20 protein-coding genes and 1 other RNA gene are annotated in these 22,957 nt (G+C 67.3%); 5 read left to right on the forward strand and 16 right to left on the reverse strand.

Going from position 1 to position 22,957, the window contains the following annotated elements:
• From ABDC78_RS16820 to ABDC78_RS16855, 8 genes are all read right to left on the reverse strand, one after another.
• Positions 1 to 861, reverse strand: a complete 861-nt coding sequence (locus ABDC78_RS16820; protein WP_178360003.1) for a TIGR03619 family F420-dependent LLM class oxidoreductase — start codon at positions 859 to 861, stop codon at positions 1 to 3.
• Positions 858 to 1,487, reverse strand: a complete 630-nt coding sequence (locus tag ABDC78_RS16825) for a PaaI family thioesterase (RefSeq protein ID WP_178360002.1) — start codon at positions 1,485 to 1,487, stop codon at positions 858 to 860. Before ABDC78_RS16825 ends, ABDC78_RS16820 begins: the two co-directional genes overlap by 4 nt.
• Complete coding sequence (locus ABDC78_RS16830) at positions 1,488 to 4,469, reverse strand: bifunctional [glutamine synthetase] adenylyltransferase/[glutamine synthetase]-adenylyl-L-tyrosine phosphorylase (protein WP_178360310.1); 2,982 nt, start codon at positions 4,467 to 4,469, stop codon at positions 1,488 to 1,490.
• A 44-nt stretch (positions 4,470 to 4,513) separates the two neighbouring features.
• Complete coding sequence (glnA, locus tag ABDC78_RS16835) at positions 4,514 to 5,854, reverse strand: type I glutamate--ammonia ligase (protein WP_178360001.1); 1,341 nt, start codon at positions 5,852 to 5,854, stop codon at positions 4,514 to 4,516.
• A 45-nt stretch (positions 5,855 to 5,899) separates the two neighbouring features.
• Entirely contained in the window at positions 5,900 to 7,417 is a 1,518-nt protein-coding gene (locus tag ABDC78_RS16840; protein ID WP_178360000.1) for an alpha/beta hydrolase, read from the reverse strand.
• A gap of 68 nt (positions 7,418 to 7,485) precedes the next feature.
• The gene (locus ABDC78_RS16845; RefSeq protein ID WP_347133111.1) at positions 7,486 to 7,941 is read right to left on the reverse strand and encodes a GNAT family N-acetyltransferase; all 456 of its coding nucleotides are present in this window, start codon (positions 7,939 to 7,941) and stop codon (positions 7,486 to 7,488) included.
• Positions 7,935 to 9,467 (reverse strand): alpha/beta hydrolase, encoded by a 1,533-nt coding sequence (locus ABDC78_RS16850; protein WP_178359999.1) that lies wholly within the window; start codon positions 9,465 to 9,467, stop codon positions 7,935 to 7,937. Before ABDC78_RS16850 ends, ABDC78_RS16845 begins: the two co-directional genes overlap by 7 nt.
• A 65-nt stretch (positions 9,468 to 9,532) precedes the next feature.
• Positions 9,533 to 10,924 (reverse strand): wax ester/triacylglycerol synthase family O-acyltransferase, encoded by a 1,392-nt coding sequence (locus tag ABDC78_RS16855; RefSeq protein ID WP_178359998.1) that lies wholly within the window; start codon positions 10,922 to 10,924, stop codon positions 9,533 to 9,535.
• Between the two features lie 159 nt (positions 10,925 to 11,083).
• Here ABDC78_RS16855 and panB point away from each other — a divergent pair, with 159 nt between their 5' ends.
• The gene (gene panB, locus ABDC78_RS16860; protein WP_178359997.1) at positions 11,084 to 11,932 is read left to right on the forward strand and encodes a 3-methyl-2-oxobutanoate hydroxymethyltransferase; all 849 of its coding nucleotides are present in this window, start codon (positions 11,084 to 11,086) and stop codon (positions 11,930 to 11,932) included.
• A gap of 9 nt (positions 11,933 to 11,941) precedes the next feature.
• On the opposite strand, the gene ABDC78_RS16865 is transcribed toward panB, so the two are convergent.
• Together ABDC78_RS16865 and ABDC78_RS16870 are read right to left on the reverse strand one after the other, a co-directional pair.
• Positions 11,942 to 12,721, reverse strand: a complete 780-nt coding sequence (locus ABDC78_RS16865; RefSeq protein WP_178359996.1) for an enoyl-CoA hydratase-related protein — start codon at positions 12,719 to 12,721, stop codon at positions 11,942 to 11,944.
• Between the two features lie 49 nt (positions 12,722 to 12,770).
• A complete protein-coding gene (locus ABDC78_RS16870) occupies positions 12,771 to 14,582 on the reverse strand; it encodes a fatty acyl-AMP ligase (RefSeq protein ID WP_218620970.1) in 1,812 nt (603 codons plus the stop codon).
• Positions 14,583 to 14,743: 161 nt separating this feature from the next.
• Between ABDC78_RS16870 and ABDC78_RS16875 the strand changes: the two genes are divergently transcribed.
• Positions 14,744 to 16,222 (forward strand): CYTH and CHAD domain-containing protein, encoded by a 1,479-nt coding sequence (locus ABDC78_RS16875; protein WP_178359995.1) that lies wholly within the window; start codon positions 14,744 to 14,746, stop codon positions 16,220 to 16,222.
• 22 nt (positions 16,223 to 16,244) lie between these two features.
• On the opposite strand, the gene rnpB is transcribed toward ABDC78_RS16875, so the two are convergent.
• An RNA gene (rnpB, locus tag ABDC78_RS16880) (RNase P RNA component class A) lies at positions 16,245 to 16,641 on the reverse strand.
• A 77-nt stretch (positions 16,642 to 16,718) separates the two neighbouring features.
• On the opposite strand from rnpB, the gene ABDC78_RS16885 reads away from it, so the two are divergent.
• Both ABDC78_RS16885 and ABDC78_RS16890 read left to right on the forward strand, forming a co-directional pair.
• The gene (locus ABDC78_RS16885) at positions 16,719 to 17,174 is read left to right on the forward strand and encodes an AraC family transcriptional regulator (RefSeq protein WP_178359994.1); all 456 of its coding nucleotides are present in this window, start codon (positions 16,719 to 16,721) and stop codon (positions 17,172 to 17,174) included.
• 10 nt (positions 17,175 to 17,184) lie between these two features.
• Positions 17,185 to 17,622: a VOC family protein gene (locus ABDC78_RS16890; RefSeq protein ID WP_178359993.1), complete on the forward strand. Its 438-nt coding sequence runs from the start codon at positions 17,185 to 17,187 to the stop codon at positions 17,620 to 17,622.
• On the opposite strand, the gene ABDC78_RS16895 is transcribed toward ABDC78_RS16890, so the two are convergent.
• The 3 genes from ABDC78_RS16895 to ABDC78_RS16905 are packed head-to-tail and all read right to left on the reverse strand — an operon-like array spanning position 17,619 to position 20,485.
• A complete protein-coding gene (locus tag ABDC78_RS16895) occupies positions 17,619 to 18,902 on the reverse strand; it encodes a DUF222 domain-containing protein (protein WP_178359992.1) in 1,284 nt (427 codons plus the stop codon). The two genes, ABDC78_RS16890 and ABDC78_RS16895, sit on opposite strands and share 4 nt — an antisense overlap.
• A gap of 36 nt (positions 18,903 to 18,938) precedes the next feature.
• Positions 18,939 to 19,571 (reverse strand): class I SAM-dependent methyltransferase, encoded by a 633-nt coding sequence (locus ABDC78_RS16900; protein WP_178359991.1) that lies wholly within the window; start codon positions 19,569 to 19,571, stop codon positions 18,939 to 18,941.
• The gene (locus tag ABDC78_RS16905) at positions 19,568 to 20,485 is read right to left on the reverse strand and encodes an NAD(P)/FAD-dependent oxidoreductase (protein WP_178359990.1); all 918 of its coding nucleotides are present in this window, start codon (positions 20,483 to 20,485) and stop codon (positions 19,568 to 19,570) included. Before ABDC78_RS16905 ends, ABDC78_RS16900 begins: the two co-directional genes overlap by 4 nt.
• Before the next feature lie 46 nt (positions 20,486 to 20,531).
• Here ABDC78_RS16905 and ABDC78_RS16910 point away from each other — a divergent pair, with 46 nt between their 5' ends.
• Positions 20,532 to 21,110 carry an XRE family transcriptional regulator gene (locus ABDC78_RS16910; protein ID WP_178359989.1) on the forward strand — a complete coding sequence of 193 codons (579 nt, stop codon included), beginning with the start codon at positions 20,532 to 20,534 and terminating at the stop codon, positions 21,108 to 21,110.
• Here ABDC78_RS16910 and ABDC78_RS16915 read toward each other — a convergent pair whose 3' ends face one another.
• Together ABDC78_RS16915 and ABDC78_RS16920 are read right to left on the reverse strand one after the other, a co-directional pair.
• Positions 21,111 to 22,223: a bifunctional RNase H/acid phosphatase gene (locus tag ABDC78_RS16915; RefSeq protein WP_178359988.1), complete on the reverse strand. Its 1,113-nt coding sequence runs from the start codon at positions 22,221 to 22,223 to the stop codon at positions 21,111 to 21,113.
• Positions 22,220 to 22,957 (reverse strand): C4-type zinc ribbon domain-containing protein, encoded by a 738-nt coding sequence (locus tag ABDC78_RS16920; RefSeq protein WP_178359987.1) that lies wholly within the window; start codon positions 22,955 to 22,957, stop codon positions 22,220 to 22,222. The genes ABDC78_RS16915 and ABDC78_RS16920 overlap by 4 nt, the downstream gene beginning before the upstream one ends.

The following is a 22,957-nucleotide window of genomic DNA, read 5'->3' on the forward strand; positions in this document are numbered from 1 at the left end:
TCAGTCCTCCAAACCCAGATCCTTGCGGAACCGCCGCATCCCGTCGACCTTGTCGTCGAGGGATCCGTCGGGTCCGCTGTAGAACATCCACGGCATCGTGATGATGCCGGTGATCCCGCCTGCCTCGGCCCGCGCGTAGTGCTCGGGGGTGAAAGCATCGGTCAGCGGGGTGATGACCTCGAAACCGTCCATGGAGAGCCCCTTTTCGGACCGCAACTCCCGCAACACGGAAATGCGCTCCAACGCTTTGTCGGTCGTGATGAGATCCCCGATCCAGCCGTCGTGGCGCGCGGCGCGGCGCAGCGCGATGTCCGACAACCCGCCGACGTAGACCGGGATGCGCGGCGGCGTCGGCTCCATCTCCATGCGCGGGGCGGTGTAGAACTCGCCGGAGAACTCCGTCCATCCCGGCGACCACAACGCCTTCATCAAGTCGAGCATCTCGTCGGTGCGCTTGCCTCGCCGTTCGAACTGCTGGCCGAGTAACTCGAATTCCTCGCGGCACCAGCCGACACCGATGCCGAGTTCCAACCGGCCGTCAGCCAGAACTGCTGCCGTACCAATTGATTTCGCCGCCGAGTACGGATCACGCATCGCCGGCAGGTACACCGTCGTCACGAAGCGCAGCCGCGTGGTCGCCAACGCGATCGCCCCGATCATCACCCAGGGGTCCGGCCAGTCGGTGAACGCCTCCCACCGCCTGCTGCCGTCCTTGGTGTAGGGATACGGGGTCTGCAGCGTCTCGAGGTTGATGACGTGGTCGGGGATCGCCATGCCGTGGTAGCCGAGATCATCTGCCGCCTTGGCGATCTCCACAGCTTCGCGGGTGTCGAGGAAGGCGGTCGAGACGTAGAACTTCATCCGGCGTCACGTGCCCACGCGGGCATGATGAACACGCCCTCGGCCTCCACGGTGATGCCCTCGGCGTCGCGCAGATATCCTCGCGCGAAAGTCTTGAATCCTTCGGACCGCTCCACAAATGCCTCCGCGCGCACCGGTCCCAGATGTGTTCCGCGCAGATACTTCACGCTGATGGTGCCGGTGAACTTCGGCAGGTTGAGCCCTTCGCTGGCCACCTCGCCGAGGATGTGGTCGAGCAGCAGCGCGCAGATCCCGCCGTGCACCCATCCCGGCGGGCCTTCATAGGCCGGGCCCAGCGTGAACTCGCTCCAGCAGGTTCCGTCAGCCTCGTGTTCGATGATCATCGGCGGCGCTATCGCATTACGCAGGCCCACAGCGGGATTCGCCCATGCCAGTGGTCGGCCCGTGTCGGCATGTCGCAGTGTCGAGGTCGCGTGCCGCTGCTCGCCTTCCAGCAGCTTCGATGCCGCCTCGAGGTGCTCGAGCGCCTCCTGCACCGTGGCCTCGTCGACCGCCGTGTGGATCCCGACATCGATGAGCTTGCGCAACGCGTCGGTCAGCGGCACATAACTCGCCCGCTGCCGCGCGTAATCCTCGGCACTGATGAGGTCGAACGGGAACTCCACTTATCCTCCGAAAATTCGCAGTACCACAGCTTTTGCCCGTCGGGTGATCCTGAGGTAGTTGTCCAGGAACTCGCCGCCGTCCCCGTCGCGCCAGCCGGCGGCCACCGCCACGGCATTGAGCAACCGGCCCGGGCCGGGCAGCTGATCGGTGGGCTTGCCACGCACCAGCACCAGCGCGTTGCGGGCACGTGTCGCCGTCAGCCACGCGTCACGCAGTAGTTCGATGTCGCCTTCGGCGATCAACTCTGCCGCGCCGATGGCGTTGAGCGTGTCCAAGGTCGAGGTGGTGTGCAGCGCGGGCATCTTGTGCGCGTAGCGCAACTGCAACAACTGCACGGTCCACTCGATGTCGGCCAGCCCGCCGCGGCCCAGCTTGGTGTGGGTTTTCGGATCGGCACCGCGGGGCAGTCGCTCGGCGTCCATGCGTGCTTTTATCCGGCGGATCTCCTGCACGGTCTCCGCCGACACGCCGCCCGCCGGGTAGCGCGTCTTGTCCGCCATCAGCAGGAAGCGCTCGCCCAGTTCGAGATCCCCGGCGACCCGATGTGCGCGCAGCAACGCCTGGGTCTCCCACGACTGGGACCACTGCTCGTAGTAGGCGGCATACGACGCCAGTGTCCGCACCAGGGGGCCGCTGCGGCCCTCAGGCCGCAGGTTCGCATCGACCTCCAGGGGCGGATCACCACTGGGCGTACCCAGTCGTGTCCGGACCTGTTCGGCCACGGTGCCCGCCCACTTCACCGCGACGGACTCCTCGACACCGTCGTGGGGTTCGCAGACGAACATCACATCGGCGTCCGAGCCGTAGCCGAGTTCGCCTCCGCCGAGGCGGCCCATCCCGATGACGGCGATGCGGGCCGGTGGTCCCGCCTCGGGGGTGTTCGCGCGGATCACCGCTTCCAGCGCGGCCTGCAGGACCGCCACCCATACCGACGTGAGCTGCCGGCACACGTCGGTGACCTCGAGCATGCCGAGCAGGTCGGCCGAGGCGATCCTGGCGAGTTCCCTGCGGCGCAACGACCGTGCCGCGGCGATCGCCCGCAGTGGGTCGGTGTGGCGGGCCGCCGAGGCCACCAAAGACCGTGCCGCGCCTTCGGTGTCGACGTCACACAACTTGGGCCCGTTGGGTCCGTCAGCGTAGAGCTGGATCACCTCGGGGGCACGCATCAGCAGTTCGGGCACGTAGGCCGAAGTGCCCAGCACGTGCATCAACCGCTTGGCCACAGCACCCTCGTCCCGCAGGGTCGCCAGGAACCATCGCTGGTCGGAGAGCTCGTCGCTCAGCCTGCGGTAGGCCAGCAGGCCGGCGTCCGGATCGGGGGTGTCCGACAGCCAGTCCAGCAGGGTCGGCAGCAGCACCTGCTGCACACGGCCGCGCCGCGCGGTCCCGCCGGTCAGCGCGGCCAGGTGGGTCAGTGCGCTCTGCGGTCCTTCGTAACCGAGTGCGGCGAGCTGACGTTCGGCCGATTCGGCGCTCATGCCGTCTGAAAGTCCCAGCGAGGCTTGAGCGACCGATTCCAGAAGCGGTTGGTAGAACAGCTTTGCGTGCAGCCGCGACACCCGACGGCTGTGCCGTTTGAGTTCCTCACGCAGCACTCCGAGCGCGTCGTGGCGACCGTCGGGACGCATGTGGGCTGCCCGGGCCAGCCACCGCATCGCTTCCTCGTCGTCGGCTTCGGGCAGCATGTGCGTGCGTTTGAGGCGCTGCATCTGCAGCCGGTGCTCCAGCAGCCGCAGGAACTCGTAGGACGCCGTCAGGTTCGCGGCGTCGTCCCGGCCGACGTACCCGCCCGTTCCCAGCGCCGCCAGTGCGTTGACCGTCGACGCCACGTGCAGTTCGTCATCGTTGCGGCCGTGCACCAATTGCAGGAGCTGAACCGCGAACTCGACATCACGCAGACCTCCGCTGCCGAGCTTGAGCTCACGTGTCCGAACCCCGGCGGGCACCAGTTCCTCAACCCGCCGGCGCATCGCCTGCACCTCGGGAACGAAGTCCTCCCGCTCGCAGGCCGTCCACACCATCGGCATCAGCGCCTCGATGTAGCGGCGGCCCAGGTCCATGTCACCGGCCGCCGGCCGCGCCTTCATCAGCGCCTGGAACTCCCACGTCTTGGCCCACCGTTCGTAGTACGCGACATGTGAATCCAGGGTGCGGACCAGTTGGCCCTGCTTGCCTTCCGGCCGCAGCGCCGCGTCGACTTCGAAGAACGCGTCGGCGCCGAGTCTCATCATCTCGCCGGCGATCCTGGTGGCCAGACCCAGGCTGCTGTGCGAGCCGTCGTCGGTGACGAAGATGACGTCGACGTCGCTGACGTAGTTGAGTTCCCTGGCTCCGCACTTGCCCATCGCGATCACCGCCAGCGCGGGAGGCGTGGCGTCACCGCACACCGACCGCGAGACCACGTCCAGCGCCGCGCCCAAGGCCGCGTCGGCGAGGTCGGAAAGATGTTCACCGACAACGGTGAACGGCAGCACCGGCTCGTTCTCGACCGTCGAGGCCACATCGAGTGCGCCCAGCACCAGCAGACGGTCGCGGTACAGGGTCCGCAGTGCCGGAACGGCGGCGGCCGCTCCCGCGACGTCGACGGTTCGCTCGGCGAACATCGTCTGCAGCTCCGCGGGCGACGGCAACACGATGTTGCCGGCCAGTAGGTGCCATGAGTCCGGGTTGGCGATCAGGTGGTCACCGAGCGCGAGCGACGACCCCAGTACCGCGAACAGTCGGCCCCGCAGACTGCGGTCCTTGAGCAGAGCGTGGTCGAGTTCGTGCCAGTCGTCGCCCAGCGCTTCGGAGAGGCGCACGATCGCGCGCAGGGCGGTGTCGGCGTCGGGTGCACGCGACAGCGACCACAACAGCTCGACATGGGCGTCGGTGTTCCATCCGAGCCCGTTCAGGTCAGCGTGCGCCTGCGGTTCGACCAGTCCGAGCCGACCCACACCGGGCAGCTTGGGACGCTGCGTCGCTGGTTTGGCCACATCCAGAAATGTAGTGCAGCCACCGGCTCAGCCCGAATCGCGGCCCTTGCTCACAGAGACAGGTAGGTCTTCAGCTCGAAGGGGGTGACGTGGCTGCGGTAGTTCTCCCATTCGGCGCGCTTGTTGCGCAGGAAGAAGTCGAAGACGTGCTCGCCGAGCGCTTCGGCGACCAGCTCCGAACCTTCCATCTCCCCCAGTGCGACGCCGAGACTGCCGGGCAGCTCTTTGTAGCCCATGGCGCGTCGTTCCTCCGGCGTCAGGCTCCACACGTTGTCCTCTGCCTGCGGGCCGAGCACGTAGCCCTTCTCGATGCCGCGCAGGCCGGCGGCGAGCAGCACCGCGAACGTCAGGTACGGGTTGCAGGCCGAGTCGGGGCTGCGCACCTCCACCCGCCGGGACGACGACTTGTGCGGCGTGTACATCGGGACCCGGACCAGCGCCGAGCGGTTGGCCGCACCCCAGGACGCCGCCGTCGGCGCTTCGCCACCGTGCACCAGTCGCTTGTAGGAGTTGACCCACTGGTTGGTGACGGCGCTGATCTCGGTGGCGTGCTCGAGAATGCCTGCGATGAACGACTTCCCGACATCGGAGAGCTGCTGCGGGTCGTCTGCGCTGTGGAACGCGTTGTTCTCGCCCTCGAACAGGCTCATGTGGGTGTGCATCGCCGAGCCGGGATGCTCGGAGAACGGTTTCGGCATGAACGACGCGCGCACCCCGTCGCCGAGTGCCACCTCTTTGACCACGTAGCGGAACGTCATCACGTTGTCGGCCATGGAGAGGGCGTCGGCGTAACGCAGGTCGATCTCCTGCTGGCCTGGTGCGCCTTCGTGGTGGCTGAACTCCACCGAGATGCCCATCTGCTCCAGCGCATCGATGGCGTGGCGGCGGAAGTTCGGCGCCGAGTCGTGCACGGCCTGGTCGAAGTAGCCACCGTTGTCAGCAGGGACGGGCTCACTCCCGTCGTAGGGGCCCGGCTTGAGCAGGAAGAACTCGATCTCGGGATGGACGTAGCAGGAGAAGCCCAGATCGCTGGCCTTCGAGAGTTGCCGGCGCAGCACGTGGCGCGAGTCGGCCCACGACGGAGAGCCGTCGGGCATCGTGATGTCACAGAACATCCGGGCCGAATGGTGGTCGCCGCCGCTGGTCGTCCACGGCAGCACCTGGAACGTCGACGGATCGGGCCGCGCGACCATGTCGGCTTCCGACACTCGGGCAAAGCCCTCGATGGAAGATCCGTCGAAGCCGATGCCCTCTTCGAATGCACCTTCCAATTCGGCGGGCGCGATGGCCACCGACTTGAGGTATCCGAGGACGTCGGTGAACCACAGCCGGACGAAGCGGATATCCCGTTCTTCCAGCGTGCGCAGCACAAATTCCTTCTGCCGATCCATGCCGGAAGCCTAGGTTCCGGGTGTTAATTCCGTGTTACGGCGCTGCTAGCAGCGCAATCCGGCCGGGGGAACGACGCCGTCGACGAGGAAGTCGACGACGGTGGTGTCGACGCACGCGTCCCCGTTGAAGACGACGGTGTGCTGGCTGCCCTCGAAGGTGATCAGCGAAGCGTCCATCTGTCGGGCCAGATCGACACCGGCCTGGTACGGCGTCGCCGGATCTCCGGTCGTCGAGACGACGACGACCTTGCCCGGCCCCGGCGACGTCGCGGGACCGGTCAGGGGCGTCGGCGGAACCGGCCACATGGCGCAGACGTTGCGCGGGGCGTACCCGGTGAACGCACCGTAGGCCTGGAAGGGCGCCACCTCGCGCGCGCGTCGGTCGGCCTCGACCCATACCGCCGGGTCGGTCGGATAATCCGCGTCGAGGCACCGGATGGCAGTGAACGCCTCCTGGCGGTTCTTGTACCGTCCCGAGCTGTCACGCTGCTGGTAGTCGTCGGCGAGCAGCAGCAGATCGACGGGGTCGGTGCCACGCTGCAGGCCCAACAGGCCGCTGGTCAGGTAGGTCCAGTAGCGCGGCGAGTAGAGCGCTCTGCCGGTGCCGGTGATCGCATCCTGATAGCTCAACCCGCGCGGGTCGGACGTCGCGGCGGGTTGGGCGACCAGCGGATCGACGAGCTGGTGGTAGCGGTTGACGAACTGCGCCGGGTCGGTGCCCAGCGGGCAGTCCGGCGACTGCGCACAGTCGGCGGCGTACCGCTCGAATGCCCGCTGGAATCCCTCGATCTGGTTGATGCTCTCGGTGATCGGATCGAGGCTCGGGTTCACCGCGCCGTCGAGGACCATGGCCCGCACCCGTTCGGGGTAGCGCTCGGCGTACTCGGAGCCGAGCTGGGTGCCGTAGGAGAAGCCGAGGTAGTTGATCTGGTCCTCACCGAGCGCGGCCCGCACCACGTCCATGTCGCGGGCCGCTGCCGCGGTCCCCATGTTCGCCAGGAAGTCGGCGCCCATCCGATCGAGGCACTGCGCGGCGAACTCACGCTGCAGCTCCTCGATGTGGGCGACGCCCGCCGGGCTGTAGTCGGCCAACGGCTCGGCGCGGTAGGCGTCGAACTCGGCGTCGGTGCGGCACCGGAGCTGCGGCGTCGAGTGTCCGACACCGCGCGGGTCGATGCCGACCAGGTCGAAACGGTTCAGGATCTCGGTACCGGCGAGCGCGGCTCCCATCCCGGCAACGGTGTCGACCCCCGATGCCCCCGGCCCGCCGGGGTTGACGATCAGCACTCCGATTCGCGGGCCGGTGGCGGGAACCTTGATGATCGCCAACTGCGTTTGCGCGCCTTGTGGTTTCGTGTAGTCGACGGGCACAGCCACCGTGCCGCACTGCGCAGTAGGCAACCGCGACACGTCGTCGACGAAGGCCGCGCACGAACTCCACACCGGCGCAGTGGAGTACGTGTCCGCCGGGTTCTGCGGTTGCGCGGCCGCGACGGAGCACAGCGTGGTCGAGAGGGTGGCAATCGACAGCAGTGCTGCACCCAGTCGTCCCAGCCGCCGCATGGCTGCAATGGTTGCACGGGACCCAGGCGTGGGTCTGCCCCGGGAACCCAAAGGTGACCGGGCTGTTATCAGGCGTCGAGTTCGTAGGTGATCCAGGTCGACTTCTCGGCACCGATGCCGTCGTAAAGCCGTTGTGCCGTCTCGTTGTCCGGCGCCGTCTCCCAGACCAACTTCTCCGCGCCGCGGTCGTGACACAGCTGCAGACAACGCGCGATGAGGTGACGGCCGGCCCCGCTGCCCCGCGACTCCGGGGTCACATACAGGTCGTTGAGCACGCCGACGCGGGCCGCGTACAACGTCTGCCAGGTCCAGTAGATCGTGGCGAATCCCACCGGACGACCAGGGGTTGCCTCGTCGTCCCGGGCGATCAACTGAAGCCCCTCGTCGGGGTTCGCGATCAACGCGCGCGACAGGACCGCGAGTTTCTCGTCGGACGGGTCCACCCGATAGAAGTCGCAGTAGCTGCGCATCATCGGCATCAACTCGGTCAGGTCGGCCTCTCCGACCACGGAGATGCTCAGCACCGGGTGCCCGGGGGTGGGACTTCCACGTCGATCAGGTACCGCGCGGCGATGTCGTCGACGCACGCATCGCCGTTGAAGGCCACGGTGTGCTGGGTTCCCTCGTAGGTCAGCAGGGTGCCGCCGAGTTGGCGGGCCAGATCCACGCCCGCCTGGTACGGCGTGGCCGGGTCGTTGGTCGTCGAGATCACCAGTACCGGCGGGAGCCCGGATGCCGTGATCTCGCGGGGACCGCTGGTCGGGGGCACCGGCCAGAACCCGCACGTCGACATCGGCGCGAATCCGGTGAACTCGCCGTAACTCATGAACGGGGCGGCCTCACGCAGGCGGCGGTCCTGCTCGACCAGCGTCGCGCGGTCGGTGATCGGCGGCTTGTCGACGCAGTTGATGGCGACCCGCGCGTCCGTCGAGTTGTTGTACTGACCTTCGGGGTTGCGGCCCATGTACAGGTCGGCGAGCGAGAGCATGGTGTCGCCCGAACCCTCGGTGATCTCGGTGAGCGCCTGCGTCAGGTGGCGCCACAGGTTGGGCGAGTACAGCGGCAGGATCGTTCCGACGATCGCGTCGTTGTAGCTCAGCCCGCGTGGGTCGTTGGTCTCCAGGGGCGTCTCCACCAGCGGGTTCACCAACGAGCGGTACACGTCGACGGCTTTGTCCGGGTCGGTTCCCAGCGGACAGTTCGGGTCGGTGGCGCAGTCGGCGGCATAGTCGTCGAAGGCCTGCTGGAACGCGGCAGCCTGGCGGACGTCAGCCTCGACCGGATCGGCGTTGGGATCGATCGCCCCGTCGAGGATCATCGCGCGGACGTGCTCGGGGTAGGCCTCCGCGTAGCTCGTACCGATACGGGTGCCGTAGGAGTAGCCGAGATAGGTCAGCTTGTCGTCACCGAGTGCGACGCGCATCGCGTCGAGATCCTTGACCACACTGGCGGTTCCGATATTGGCCAGGAACTCCTTGCCCATCTTGTCCACACAGCGCTGGACGAACTCCTTGGTCTGGTTCTCGATGTGGGCCACACCTTCGGGCGTGTACTCCACGACGTTGTCGGCCCGCAGCCGGTCGTTGTCCGCGTCGCTGTTGCACCACAGCGTCGGCGTCGAGTTCGCCACCCCGCGCGGGTCGAAGCCGACGAGATCGAACCGCTGCCGTACCGATTCGGGCAGCGTGGTCGCCATCGACGCGGCGGCCTGGACCCCCGACTCGCCCGGTCCGCCGGGATTGATGACGAGCGAGCCGATCTTGTCGCCGGTGGCCTTGAACCGGATCATCGCGATCTGGGCGATTTCACTGTCCGGGCTGTCGGCGTTGTCCCAATTCACCGGCACCGACAGCATCCCGCATTCGGCGCCGGCGAGCGGCCGCGGCTGCTCCGACGCCCCGCCCTCACAGGACACCCACTGGATGGGCGCACCGGGCCGGGGCACCGAGATCAGGGCCCGACCCTCCACCACGTTGCTACAACCGGAGACCAACAACATCGCGGACGTGAGGAGTACGGCGGGTCGCATGACCCCCGTGTTGAGCTTCATGGCTCCACATGCTGCCATGAGGCCGCATCGTTGCTGGCGAGGCGGCTATCGCGAGCCTGTTCCCGTCAGCGCGTCGCGCTCAGCAGTTCGTCGAGGGCCGGCTGGAAATCGTCGGCCATGTCCCACAGATCAGGCAGTAACTCCGGGCACGACACGATGCCTACATCGAGGGTGCCGTTGAGCGACATCACGGTGATGTTCAGGCCGGAGCCGTGGAAGATCGGCCCGAGCGGATACATCGCCTCCACCTCGCAGCCCAGCATGTACAGCGGCATCTGCGGGCCGGGGACATTCGACAGCACCAGGTTGTGCACGGGTCGGGCGCCGCTGAGCCTGCTGCTCGCGTAGACCCGCATCGCCACCCCGAAAACCGCGGGTGCGGCGAACTGCGTCCAGTCCTGCAGCAGCGTGGCGCCTATTGCCGAACTATGTTGTTTGGCAACAGAGTTCGCATCCGCAATGGCTTTGAGCCGCTCAGCGGGATCCTCGATGCTGGTCTCCAGCCGGGAGAACATGCCCGAGACCTGGTTGCGGCCGGGCCGGTCGGACTTGTCGTGCACCGACACCGGCACCATGGCGACAAGGGAGTTCTCCGGCAGTTCCCCCCGGTCGAGCAGGAACTTGCGCAGCACCCCGGCGACCAGCGCCATCACGACGTCGTTCACCTTCACCCCGAAGTGGCTCTTCACCTTCTTGATGTCGTCGAGGTCGAGTTGGGCGAACGCGATGTTGCGACGGCCGGTGACGTTGGCGTTGAAAGCTGTCTGCGGAGCGGCGAACGGCGGCGCCATCGAGTTCCCGTTGCGGGCACGCTTGGCAGTGTCGATGACGGTGGAGACGGTCATCGGCAGCACATTGGCGAACTTCAACGGCCGCATGGCGAACTTCACCGCGCCACCGACCGCGATCTCCATGTGGTTCACCCCTCCGGGCCCGTCGACCGGATCCGGTGGCGGCGCGTCGGGCTCGGTCGAACACAACTGCGACATCAGGTTCGCGCCGGTCACACCGTCGACGCTGGCGTGGTGCACCTTGGTCATCACCGCGATCCGGCCGCCGTCGTGGGCATCGGTGCCGGCAACGTTCTCGATGACCCACATCTCCCACAGCGGGCGGGTGCGGTCCAGCGGCAGGGACGCGAGGTGTCCGCAGATCTCGGACAGTTCGTTGCGCCCACCCGGTGACGGCAACCCGATGCGGTGTAGGTGGCGGTCGACGTCGAAGTCCGGGTCGTCCACCCAGACCGGATGGTCGAGGTTGAACCTGTTGTCGGCCAGCTTCTCCCGGAATTCGGGCATCGCCCTGATCCGCAGCCCCAGCCCGTCACGGAGCTTGTCGAAGGTGTAGCCGCCGGGCATCGTCGAGGTGTCGAGCTCCAGGATGGAGCACACGTGCAGCGGCTGCGCGGCGGTTTCGAGGTAGAGGAAACTGGCATCGAGACCGCTGAGCCTTTGCATGAGCCGATGTTAGGCGTGGTGAGCGCGGGTGTGAGCAAATCCACTTAACGCGGCGTTCAACTTCCGGTGACGGAGTGGCACACTTGGCGTGTCAGCGAAACCCGGGGACCATTTTCGGCCTCGAGGATTCGAACCGACCCACCCGATGAGGGGACAATGATGTCCGAGCAGACCGTTTATGGTGCTGTCGCCGATTCCGAGACCGCCAAGCCGCGTGTGAAGGTCCGCACTCACCATCTGCACAAGTGGAAGGCCGAGGGCCACAAGTGGGCCATGCTGACGGCCTACGACTACTCCACCGCCGCGGTGTTCGACGCGGCCGAGATCCCGGTGCTCCTGGTGGGCGATTCCGCCGCCAACGTGGTGTACGGCTACGACACCACCGTGCCGGTGACCATCGACGAATTGATTCCGCTGGTCCGTGGCGTAGTGCGCGGCGCGCCGCATGCCCTGGTCGTCGCCGACATGCCGTTCGGCAGCTACGAGGCCGGACCGACCCAGGCACTCGCCTCCGCGACGCGCTTCCTCAAGGAGGCCGGCGCACATGCCGTGAAGCTCGAGGGTGGCGAACGGGTGGCCGAGCAGATCGCCGTCCTCAGCGCGGCCGGCATCCCGGTGATGGCGCACATCGGCTTCACCCCCCAGAGCGTGAACGGACTCGGCGGCTTCCGCGTTCAGGGCCGCGGCGACGCCGCAGAGCAGACTGTCCACGACGCCATCGCGGTTCAGGAAGCGGGCGCGTTCGCGATGGTGATGGAGATGGTCCCCGCCGAACTCGCCACCCAGATCACCGGCAAGCTGACGATCCCCACCGTCGGTATCGGGGCGGGTCCGAACTGCGACGCGCAGGTTCTCGTCTGGCAGGACATGGCCGGCCTCACGTCGGGTAGGACCGCGAAGTTCGTCAAGCGTTTTGGTGCCGTAGGCGAAGAACTGCACCGCGCCGCGACGCAGTACGCCCAGGAAGTCGCCACCGGCGCCTTCCCTGCCGAGGAGCAGTCCTTCTAGCGACTCCGGTCAGGCGAAGTCCGGCTTGCGTTTGGCCAGGAACGCGTCGACACCTTCGCGTCCGTCGTCGGTTTCGGCGCGCGCGGCGATGAGTCGTCCCTCCGCCTCCATCTGCTCCTCCAGACCGCTGGCGAAGGTGCCCAGCAGGAGTGCCTTCACCCCGCCGTTGGACCCGCCGGACGTCGAAGCCATCTGTGCGGCCAGTTGGTCGGCACGCGTGGCGAGTTGATCGTCGGCGACGACCTCGGTGACCAGCCCCCATCGCGACGCTTCGTCCGCGGAGAGGACGCGGTTGGTCAGCATCAGTTCCTTGGTCTTGGCGATCCCGATCAACCGGGGAAGGAAGTACGTTGCGCTGCCGTCGGGGCTGAGTCCGACCCGGGTGTAGGCCATCGTGAACGACGCCGACTGCGCGGCCAGTATCAGGTCGGCGGAGACCGCAAGGGAGAACCCCGCTCCGGCTGCGGTGCCGTTGACCGCGGCGATCACGACGGCGTCCATCCGCGCGAACGTCGAGATCGCGCGGTGCAGATCGTCGGCCACCCCCTTGAGGTGGCGTCCCCGGTGCGGTGCCGCCGCGAAGTCCTTGAGGTCACCGCCTGCACAGAAGAACCGTCCGGCGCCGGTGAGCACCACGACCTTGATCGCTGCGGTGTCGCAGCGCGCCGCGGCGTCGGCGAGTTCCCGAGTCATCGTGTCGTTAATGCCGTTTGCGGCGTCGGGCCGGTTCAGCACGATCCGGGCGACAGCACCGGCCTGCTCGAAGGTGATGGTCTGGTATTCGGTCACAGTCGGTGACTGTATCGGCGTCACCCGAGCCGGCAGTGACCGACGGGGTTCAGAGCGCGCCGTCGAGATACTTCGTCCGGCACGCCCCGCGCGCCAGCTTTCCGCTCGTGGTTCGGGGAATGACCCCTGCGGCAACAAGTTTCACCTCAGCCACCGGCAGAGCGTGGACCCGTGACACCGCGGCGCGGATGGCCTCCTGAATCGGGGCCGCCTCGGCGCGACCCGCGCCGACCGCGCGTTCGGCGACGATGGCCACTTCCTCACGCCCCTTGCCGGGAACCGAGAATGCGGCGACGAAACCCGTCCGCACGGCCTGGGACGCCCGGGCCACGGTCGCCTCCACGTCCTGCGGGTAGTGATTGCGGCCGTCGACGATGATGAGGTCCTTGATCCTGCCGGTGATGTACAGCTCGTCATCGAGGTAGACGCCGAGGTCACCGGTGCGCATCCACAGCGCGCTCTCGTCGCAGCCTTCGGCGTGACTGCCACGCGGCAGACGCGACTGGACCTTGTTCCGGAAGGTCAGCTCGGTGTCGTGCGGGCGACCCCAGTAGCCGCGGCCGACGTTGTCGCCATGCAACCAGATCTCACCGACCCGGCCGTCGGCGAGCTCGCTGTCGCTGGCGGGGTCGACGATCACGGCCCATTGGCTTCGTGCGACCTTGCCGCAGGACACCTGCGCCGCCGCGTTCGGATGGTCGGGGGCCACCTGAACCGCACGTCCCTCACTGAGCTCGTCGCGGTCGAGATAGATCGCCGTCGGGCGGGTGTCGTGCGCGGTGGTGGAGATGAACAGTGTCGCCTCGGCCATCCCGTAGGACGGTTTGATGGCCGCGGGGTTCAACCCGTAGGGCCCGAAGGCGGTGGCGAACTTCTCGATCGAGGAGATGCTCACCGGCTCCGAACCGTTGATCAGACCCGCGACGTTGCTCAGGTCGAGCTCTTCACCGGGGCGCGGCAGACCGCGCTGGGCCGCGAGTTCGAACGCGAAGTTGGGTGCCGCGGCGAACGTCGGCAGATCGGACGACCCCAGTTCGCGCATCCACCGGTTGGGGCGGCGCACGAAGGCCAGCGGCGACATCAGGGTGATGTATCCGCCCGCGAGTGCCGGGAACATGATCATCAGCAGGCCCATGTCGTGGAACAACGGCAACCAGCTGACGCTTCGGATGTTCTGGTCCAGTCCGACCGACAGGATCATCTGAACGACGTTGGTGCACGCCGACCGGTGAGTGATCTCCACGCCTGCGGGAGCACGGGTCGACCCGGAGGTGTACTGCAGGTAGGCGATGGCATCGGTCTGCAGCGGTGCCGGAACGAAGCCGGTGCCGACAGCCTCGGGCACCGCGTCGATGGCGATCATGCGTGGGCGACGATCCCGCGGAAGGGTCCGCAGGAAGTCGCCGACAGACTTGGCGGCGGCGGTCGTTGTCAGGACCACCGTGGGCCGGGCGTCGGCCAGCACTGCTTCCAGCCGCTCGTTGTGGCCGGGTAGTTCGGGCGCGAACAGCGGTACCGCGATGGCGCCGGCCTGGATTGCGGCGAAGAAGCCGACGACGTAATCGACCCCCTGGGGAGCCAGGATCGCCACGCGGTCACCGGCATGGGTGACCTGCTTCAAGCGGGCACCGACCGCACGCAACCGTGCTCCCAACTGCCGCCAGGACAGCTCGATGGTGTTGTCACGATCGAAGTCGAGATATCGGTAGGCCGGGGTGTCACCCAGCTCGGCGACATTGCGGTCCAGAAACGACGTCAGTGTGACGCCCGCAGGGATCGCGATGTTGCCGTCACGGTCGAGATAATCGTCGACCCTCAGTCGTGCCGGGCCATCGGCTACCAGGCCCATTTCCCGGTTCATAAGACGATCTTAAGAGCATGTGCCCCAAAACCGTGAACGCCCCGCCGCGAGGTGCCCTCACGTGTTCCGAGCCGACCGGCCCGACCCCGACTGCCGGTTCACGTGGATATGGCACTCTTGGCTTTCCCAGCCAATCGCTCCACTGCCCAGACAAGGGGACCATGGCCGCCAAAACGCCCGAAACCTCCAGGTACACGGAGACCGAGCGCAAGTTCGAGGTGGTCGAATCCACCGTGACACCCTCGTTCGACGGCCTGTCGTCCATCTCCCGCGCCGAGCGGTCTCCGTCACAACAGCTCGACGCTGTCTACTTCGACACACCGGGCCGCGATCTTGCGCGGCACCGGATCACGTTGCGGCGGCGCACCGGCGGACCGGACGAGGGGTGGCACCTGAAGCTGCCTGCCGGGCCCGACACCCGCACCGAGGTGCGCGCGCCGTTGCAGGACGACGTACCGGAGAGCCTGCGCGACGTGGTGCTCGCGATCGTGCGTGACAACCCACTCGCCCCGGTGGCGCGGATCAGCACGTCCAGGACCGTGGAGATGCTCTACGGACCGGAGGGCTCCGCCGTCGCCGAGTTCTGCGACGACCAGGTCACCGCCAGCGCGGAGGGTGGCGACGAGCAGAGTTGGCGCGAATGGGAATTGGAGCTGGTCGAGGGAGGCGACACCGGGCTTCTCGATCGGCTGACCAATCGTCTGCTGGACGCCGGCGCGCTGCCGGCCGGGCACGGGTCGAAACTCGCCCGGGTTCTGGCATCGAGCGAACCCGCCGCCGCCGTCCCCGAGGTCTCTGCCGATCCCCTGCACCGCGCGGTGGCCGAGCAGGTCGGGGAACTGCTCGAGTGGGACCGCGCCATGAGGTCGGATGTTTACGACTCGGTCCATCAGATGCGGGTGACGACCCGAAAGATCCGCAGCCTCCTGCAATCTGCGGAGGGGTCGTTCGGAATCACCGACGACGAGTGGATCCTGGCGGAACTGCGCGAGCTCGCCGGCGTACTGGGCGTGGCACGAGACGCCGAGGTGCTCGCCGAGCGCTACGAGAACGCGCTCGACAACCTGCCGGAGTCCAACATCCGGGGCCCGGTGCGGGAGCGCCTGGTCGAAGGCGCCAAGAAGCGCTACCAGAACGGGTGGCGGCGGTCGCTGACCGCGGTGCGCTCACCCCGGTACTTCCGGTTGCTCGATGCACTCGAGGGGCTGGTGGCCGCTGAACCTCCGCCACCGCCGGCCGGCGACGACGCAGCGCAGACGACGCTCGACTCGGCCTACAAGCGGATCCGGAAGGCCGCCAAGGCTGCGCGCGCCGCGGTCGACGATCCCGAGGTCGACAGCGACGAGGCGCTTCACCGGATCCGGAAGCGCGCCAAGCAACTCCGCTACACCGCAGCGGCGACCGGCGCGTCCAAGGTGGCCGACCGGGCCAAGACGATCCAGAGCCTGCTGGGCGATCACCAGGACAGCGTCGTCAGCCGTTCCCACCTGAGTCGGCAGGCCGAGTTGGCGCACGCCGCCGGCGAGGACACCTTCACCTACGGACTGCTCTACCAGCAGGAGAACGACCTCGCGCTGCGATGCGAAGAGCAGATCGAGGACGCCCTCAAGGCGTTGGACAAGGCCGTCCGTAAGGCCTGATGCGCCGGGAGACCCCGGAGGGCGGATGAGCTGGCCTGTAAGCCGGATTCTGTTCCCCGCTGCCATCGGCGGCGGGGCGGCGACCATCCATCTGGACACACCGTCACCGGGTGCCTCGAGCGGCCTACCCGCAGGCTCGGGCGAGCAGCCCTCGAACGCCTGCGCTGCCGCACCTCCCGGCGCGACATTCTTGGCCTTGCTTCGGGTGGGGTTTGCCTAGCCGCTCCGGTCACCCGGAACGCTGGTGCGCTCTTACCGCACCGTTTCACCCTTACCACCGCGAGGGTGGCGGTCTGTTTTCTGTGGCACTTTCCCGCGAGTCACCTCGGATTGCCGTTAGCAATCACCCTGCTCTGTGAAGTCCGGACTTTCCTCGACACCCAGGTCACCCCGGGTCCCGCGGCCGCCCAGCCAGCTCATCCGCTCTAACAACGTAATGGTTCGTGTGCCAAATCGGGTAACAGCGGCCCACTCGGGGTGGAGCCATACTTGAACCATGACGCAGGCGCCCCCGGCCCGCTACCTGATGCGGGCCAAGGATCTGGTCGACGCCCACTACTCCGAGCCGATCACCATCGACGACCTTGCGGATGCGGCCGGATTGTCGCGGGCACACTTCAGCCGGATGTTCACCCGGACCTTCGGCGAGTCTCCGCGGGCATATCTGCAGACTCGGCGTTTGGAACGCGCCGCGGCGCTGTTGCGCCACACCGACCGGTCGGTGGCCGACATCTGCGTGATGGTCGGGCTGCAGAGCGTCGGCTCTTTCACCACCAGCTTCGCTCGCGCCTACGGCCTGCCGCCGGCCGCCTACCGGGCGTCACTACCACCGGCCGTAGTGCACGCCCGGATTCCGAACTGCATCCTCGCCCGGGACACGCGCCCGCGGGCGGACAGTCGCGCCGTCAAGACAGCACACGGGGAGAAGACGGACTCGACCACGCGACCGTAACGTCGGATCCATGATGAAGATCGCAAGCACCCATCTGTGGGTCCATGACCAAGAAGTAGCGTTGAAATTCTGGACTGAGAAGGTCGGAATGGAAGTGCGTCAAGATGTTTCGCTTCCAGATGTGGACGGCATTTTCCGCTGGCTGACGGTCGGACCTCCCGGCCAGAACGATGTCTCGATCGTACTGATGGCGGTACCCGGGGAGCCGGTGATGGACGAGTCCACGAGGAAGCTGGTCCTCGATCTGACAGCCAAGGGCTTCGCCGGCACTGTCTTCCTGACGACCGAAGACTGTCGCGCCACATACGCCGAACTCACCTCTCGCGGCGTCGAGTTCACCGAGGAACCCCACGAGATGCCCTACGGCATCGACTGCGGATTCCGGGATCCCTCCGGCAACAGCGTGCGGCTCACCCAGTTGGCTGACGTACCAGCTACTTCCGGCTAGGCGGCGTCGAAGGTGATGAGGTCGATGCTGAGGCGGCCTTCGAGCAGGCTCAGCGTTCGTCGGATCGGCGGCCCGGGTAGTGGTGGGGCGGTGGACTGATACGTCGCCCCGGTCGGGGTGCTGACCTGCGCGACGTGGGCGCCGTTGTCCTCGCTGGTGGTGACGGTCCAGCCGGGCGCGTCCTTAGCGTAATTGCAGGCTGCACAGTCCCCGAGCCCGTTGTGGGCGCTGGTCTCACCGCCCGCCCGAACCGGGGTGGCGTGATCGCGGTGGCGGATCGGGGCATCACAATACGGGGTCCGGCACCTCTGATCGCGCAACCCGATGAACGCCGCCAACCCTTTCGGGAAAATCCGGGACCGGGACTCCATCGCCACCAACTGCCCACTGGTGGGGTGGCGGTACAGCCGCCGCAACGTCGCTTTGATGTCCTTGTCGGCCACCGCGTCCCCGATCAGCCGGCACGCGAACCCCGCCGGGATCGGCCCGTACCCTTCCAGCCACGCCGATTCCTGATCATCGCCGACCAGCGTGGAATCGGCCATCACCAGATTCAACGCCACCGGCACCGGCTTGTCCGCGGGGCGTCCGGTGACCCTTTCGTAGACGGTGTCGGCCATTACCTGCCCCCGCGAGCGCCCGTCGAACGCCGTGTCCGCGGCGCGCTTGCACGCCGCATACACCGCCACCCCCTGAGCGACCGGCAGCAGCACAGACACCCAGGTCATGGTGTCCGGCGCCGGCCGGATCGTCACACACCGATCCTTGGCTGCCTTCGCCGACCGCGCGACCACCGCCGCCGCGTCCAAACGCAGCGCGATCTTCTTGGCCTCAGCCTCCACCCGGTTGTTGCCCCACCCCACCAACCGCGACATATCCGCACACAACTCGGCATCCAGTTGGCGGCGATCCTCCACACTCAGACACGCCGATTCGCGCACGATCAGGGTGGCCCGCCACTCCGAGAGCACCCCGGCCTCCAACGCCGCCAACGTGTGCGGCATCTCGCGCACCAGCGCATTCGCGAAACCCAGATGCTGATTCCCTTTCACCGGAGCCTCATGGCGCGCCAACGCCACCTCCGAGGCCAACCCCTTACCCCGCTTCGCCGTCGCCACCCCCGCCGCCTGCTCCGCAGCGCGGCGCTTCTGCGCCCACAACGCCGTCAACCGCGCCTGAGCCGCAGCAGCAGCCGACTTCAAGTGCTCCAACTGCTCGACCTGCACCCGCAACTGCGCCTCCCCCGCCCCGGGATCCACGTCGAACAAACTTTCGAACATGAAACCAGGCTAGCCCCCGGGTCTGACAGGAATCCCCTACTCCCCCGCTGACCGCCGCAGCACTATCACGTTGTCCAACAGGACACCCGCCTGCCCGTCCGGCCCGACTGCGTCACGCTCCACGGTTCCTACGTGCAGTCGATCCCAACGTCCCTCGCCGAGATCGATCGAGGCAAATACCTCCTCGACGGTGGGAAACACGTGGTCCTGGATGTGGGCCGGCGCCCACGGCGGCGCGGCGCCGTGGTCAACGATGATCAGGACTCCGCCCGCAGCGACGGCGCTGGCAGCAGCGGCGAAGATCCGCTCCCGGTCGAGGTGCACCATCGACTGCAGAAACTGTGCCGACACCAGGTCGAAGGTTCCCTCAGGAAACGTCTCCGACAGATTCGTCTGCACGAAGTGCACACGCTCGCTCAGTCCTCGCGCCTTCGCTTCGGCAGCGGCGCGACCCAACGCGGTATCGGCGATGTCTACTCCCGTCACCTGCCAACCGTGTTCGGCCAGCCAGAGGGTGTCGCCGCCTTCACCGCAACCCAGGTCCAGTGCGCTGCCCGACGTCAGCGGCGATGCGATCTCCGCGAGATGCGGGTTCACCCGACCACTCCAGATCCGCTCCCGCTCGGCGTACCGGTCTTCCCAGTGCTGCTTGACCTCTGATTCCGTCATCGCGCCTCCTCCATCAAACTCTGAACCACCGATACCGCAGCCAACGAGCCCGCTGAGACCGCGGCCGCCACCTGTGGCATCTGCGCACAGACGTCACCCGCGGCGAACACGCCGGGGACCGATGTCCGCGACATCGCGTCCACCTCGATCGCGTCTACTGAAACCGGTCCCGCCGCAGCAAATTTCACGCCCAACTGCGCAGCGAGGTCGGTACGCTGATGCAGCGTCGTGGACACCAGCAGCCCGCGCCTGGGCAGCCGGGACCCGTCAGCGAACACGACAGCGGTCAGCTCGCCTCGCTCAGAAGCCAGCCCGGCGACCTGCCGGTCGTCGACCGTCACTCCCGCGCCACTCAACCCAGCCCGATGTTCGGCGTCCAGGCCACCCGAACCTCCGGTCAGCAGCACCACGTCGTCGCTCCACCCGCGCATCAACGTTGCCATGTGGACCGCCCGCTCCCCTTCCGCCAGCACCGCCAGCGGTTGATCACGAACCTCCCAGCCGTGGCAGAACGGGCAGTGGAACACCGAAGTCCCCCAGATTTCCTCCAGCCCCGGCAATTCCGGCGGACGGTAGTCCATCCCCATCGCGAGCAACACCCTCTTCACTCGCTCGCGGGTGCCGTCGGCGAGTTCGACCTGGAAGCCGGTGCCGCACCGCTTCGCGATCCGCACTTCACCACTGCGCACCTCGACGCTCGGATACTGTTCCAGCTCTTTCCTACCGAGTTCGTACAACTCTGCGGGCGGACGACCGTCGTGACCGAGCAACCCGCCGATCCCGTGGGCCGCGCGGTTGCTCTGACGGCCGGCATCGATCACCAGCGTGCGCTTGCGTGCCCGGCCCAAGACCAGCGCGGCGCTCGATCCCGCGGCACCGCCACCGATGACGAGGCATTCCCATTCCATGTCCATGCCTCGAGCTTGCCCGCGCGCGACATCAATGCCAAGCTGACTTGCCATGCAGGCAAATGACGAACAGGGCGTGGATCTACGGGTGCGACGCAGACTGCGGGAACTGCGGCTGCAGCGGGGTATGACGCTCGAAGACGTCGCGAGCCGGTCGAACATCGACGTCTCGACACTGAGCAGATTGGAGTCCGGCAAGCGCCGTCTGGCCCTGGATCACCTGCCGCGGTTGGCCGCCGCGCTGTCGGTGACTGCCGACGAACTGCTGCGAGCTCCCGAGTCGCCCGACCCCCGGGTGCGCGGTGGTGCACAGACCCACAACCTGATCACGTTCTGGCCGTTGACCGGGCAGGGCCCGGCTGGTGGTCTGCACGCCTTCAAGATCCGAATCAGCGCCCGCAGACGCAAACCTCCGCCGGAGCTACCGGTACACGAGGGCTACGACTGGGTGTACGTCTTGTCGGGTCGGATGCGGCTGATCCTGGCCGAGCGCGATTTTGTCATCGAACCCGGTGAGGCGGTGGAGTTCTCGACATGGACACCGCACTGGTTCGGTGTCGTCGACGGCCCAGTTGAAGCGATAGCACTGTTCGGGGCGCACGGCGAGCGGGCTCACCTGCACACCCCCTGATCACAGATACGCGGTCTGGTTCACCAACCGCACCGACGCGGCTCCGTCGGGATAGAACTCGGCGATGGACAGTGACGCGAGGTCGAGGTGCAGCCGGTACAGGATCGCCGGTCCGGCGTCGAGCGCCATCCGCAGCAGCGTCTTGATCGGGGTCACGTGCGACACCACCAACACCGACTGACCCGCGTGCTCGCCGATGATCCGCTTCTGCGCGTTGCCCACCCGGGCGGCGACGGCGTCGAAACTCTCGCCGCCGGGGGGCGGCACCGACGTGTCACGCAGCCAGGTCGTGTGCAGCTCGGGATCGCGTTCGGCCGCCTCGCTGAACGAAAGCCCTTCCCAGGAGCCGAAATCGGTTTCGATCAGTTCATCGTCGACGAGGACGTCGAGTCCCAGTGCCTTGGCAGCGGCCGATGCGGTGTCATAGGCGCGCTGCAACGGTGACGACACGACCGCGGCGATCCCGCCCTTGTTGCCGAGGTATTCCGCCGCTGCGGCAGCCTGCCGTCTTCCGAGGTCGGTCAGCGCGGGGTTGCCGTGTCCGGAGTAGCGCCGCTGCACCGAAAGTTCGGTCTGTCCGTGCCGGAGCAGGAACAACCGCGTCGGCGCTCCCTTGGCGCCTGTCCACCCGGCCGGATTCGTGACGACCTCCGTCTTCGTCGGGGTGACCGCCACCGCGGGCGTGGGTACCTCACCGGATTCGGCGAGCTCTGCGGCCGCGTCCATGGCTTCGTTGGCCAATCGGTCGGCGTCGCTGTTCTTCTCGCGCGGGATCCAGGTGTAGCTGACTCGATCGAATGCGCGCGCCAGGTCAGTGGCCTGCCGATGCAGCGGCGCGAGATCGGGATGCTTGACCCGCCATCGACCCGACATCTGCTCCACCACCAGTTTGGAATCCAGATAGGCGTCGACCTCGGTGGCGCCGATACCGGCCGCTTCCTGGAGTCCGGCGATGAGTCCGCGGTACTCGGCGACGTTGTTGGTGGCGCGGCCGATCGCCGACTTGGCCTCGGCGAGCACCGATCCCCGATCTGCCGACCAGACCACCGCGCCATAGCCGGCGGGGCCGGGATTGCCGCGGGACCCCCCGTCTGCCTCGACCCGTACCTTCATGCGTGAGACGCCTTGACCCGCAACAGGATCGCGGCGCATTCCGGGCAGCGCAGCACCTCGTCGTCGGCGGCGGCGGCGATCCGCGCCAACTCGCCCCTGTCGATCTCGATCCGGCACGCGCCGCAGCGTCGCCCCTGCAACAGTCCGGCACCCACTCCCGCGCGCGCCCGTTGGCGTTCGTACAGCGCGACCAGCGACTCGTCCAAGTGTGCGACGAGGTCTTCCCGGTGCGAGATCGACTGGTGCCGAAGCTGCGCCAGGTGGGTGCGGGCTTCGTCGCACGCCTTCTGCGCGTCGCTCAGCGAGCTCTGCAGCTCGTCGATGTGGGCCAGCTCGCGATCCTGTTCGGCGGCAAGCTCTTCACGGCGTTCCATCACCTCGAGCAGCGAATCCTCGAGGCTCGTCTGGCGCCGCTGCAGGGTGTCGAGTTCGTGCTGCAGTTCGGTCATCTGCTTGGCGTCGACCGTTCCACCGTCGAGCAGACCACGGTCACGATCCTCACGTTGGCGCACGCTGTCGATCTCGGACTCGAACTTCGTTACCTGCGCATCGATATCGCCCAGAGCGAGCTGCACGGTCGCCAGCCGATCGTTGGCCTCCCGGTGCGCGGCCTGCGCCGCCTCCAACGCCTGCTGCTCGCCCAGCGTCTTCGTCCGGTGCTCGTTGCGGCTGATCTCGGCGTCGAGTTCTGCCAGCTCGAGCAACGCCCGTTGTTGAGCCACATCAGCTTTCAT

It is taken from the genome of Mycobacterium sp. DL, from assembly GCF_039729195.1.
GTDB classification, from domain to species: Bacteria; Actinomycetota; Actinomycetes; order Mycobacteriales; family Mycobacteriaceae; genus Mycobacterium; species Mycobacterium hippocampi_A.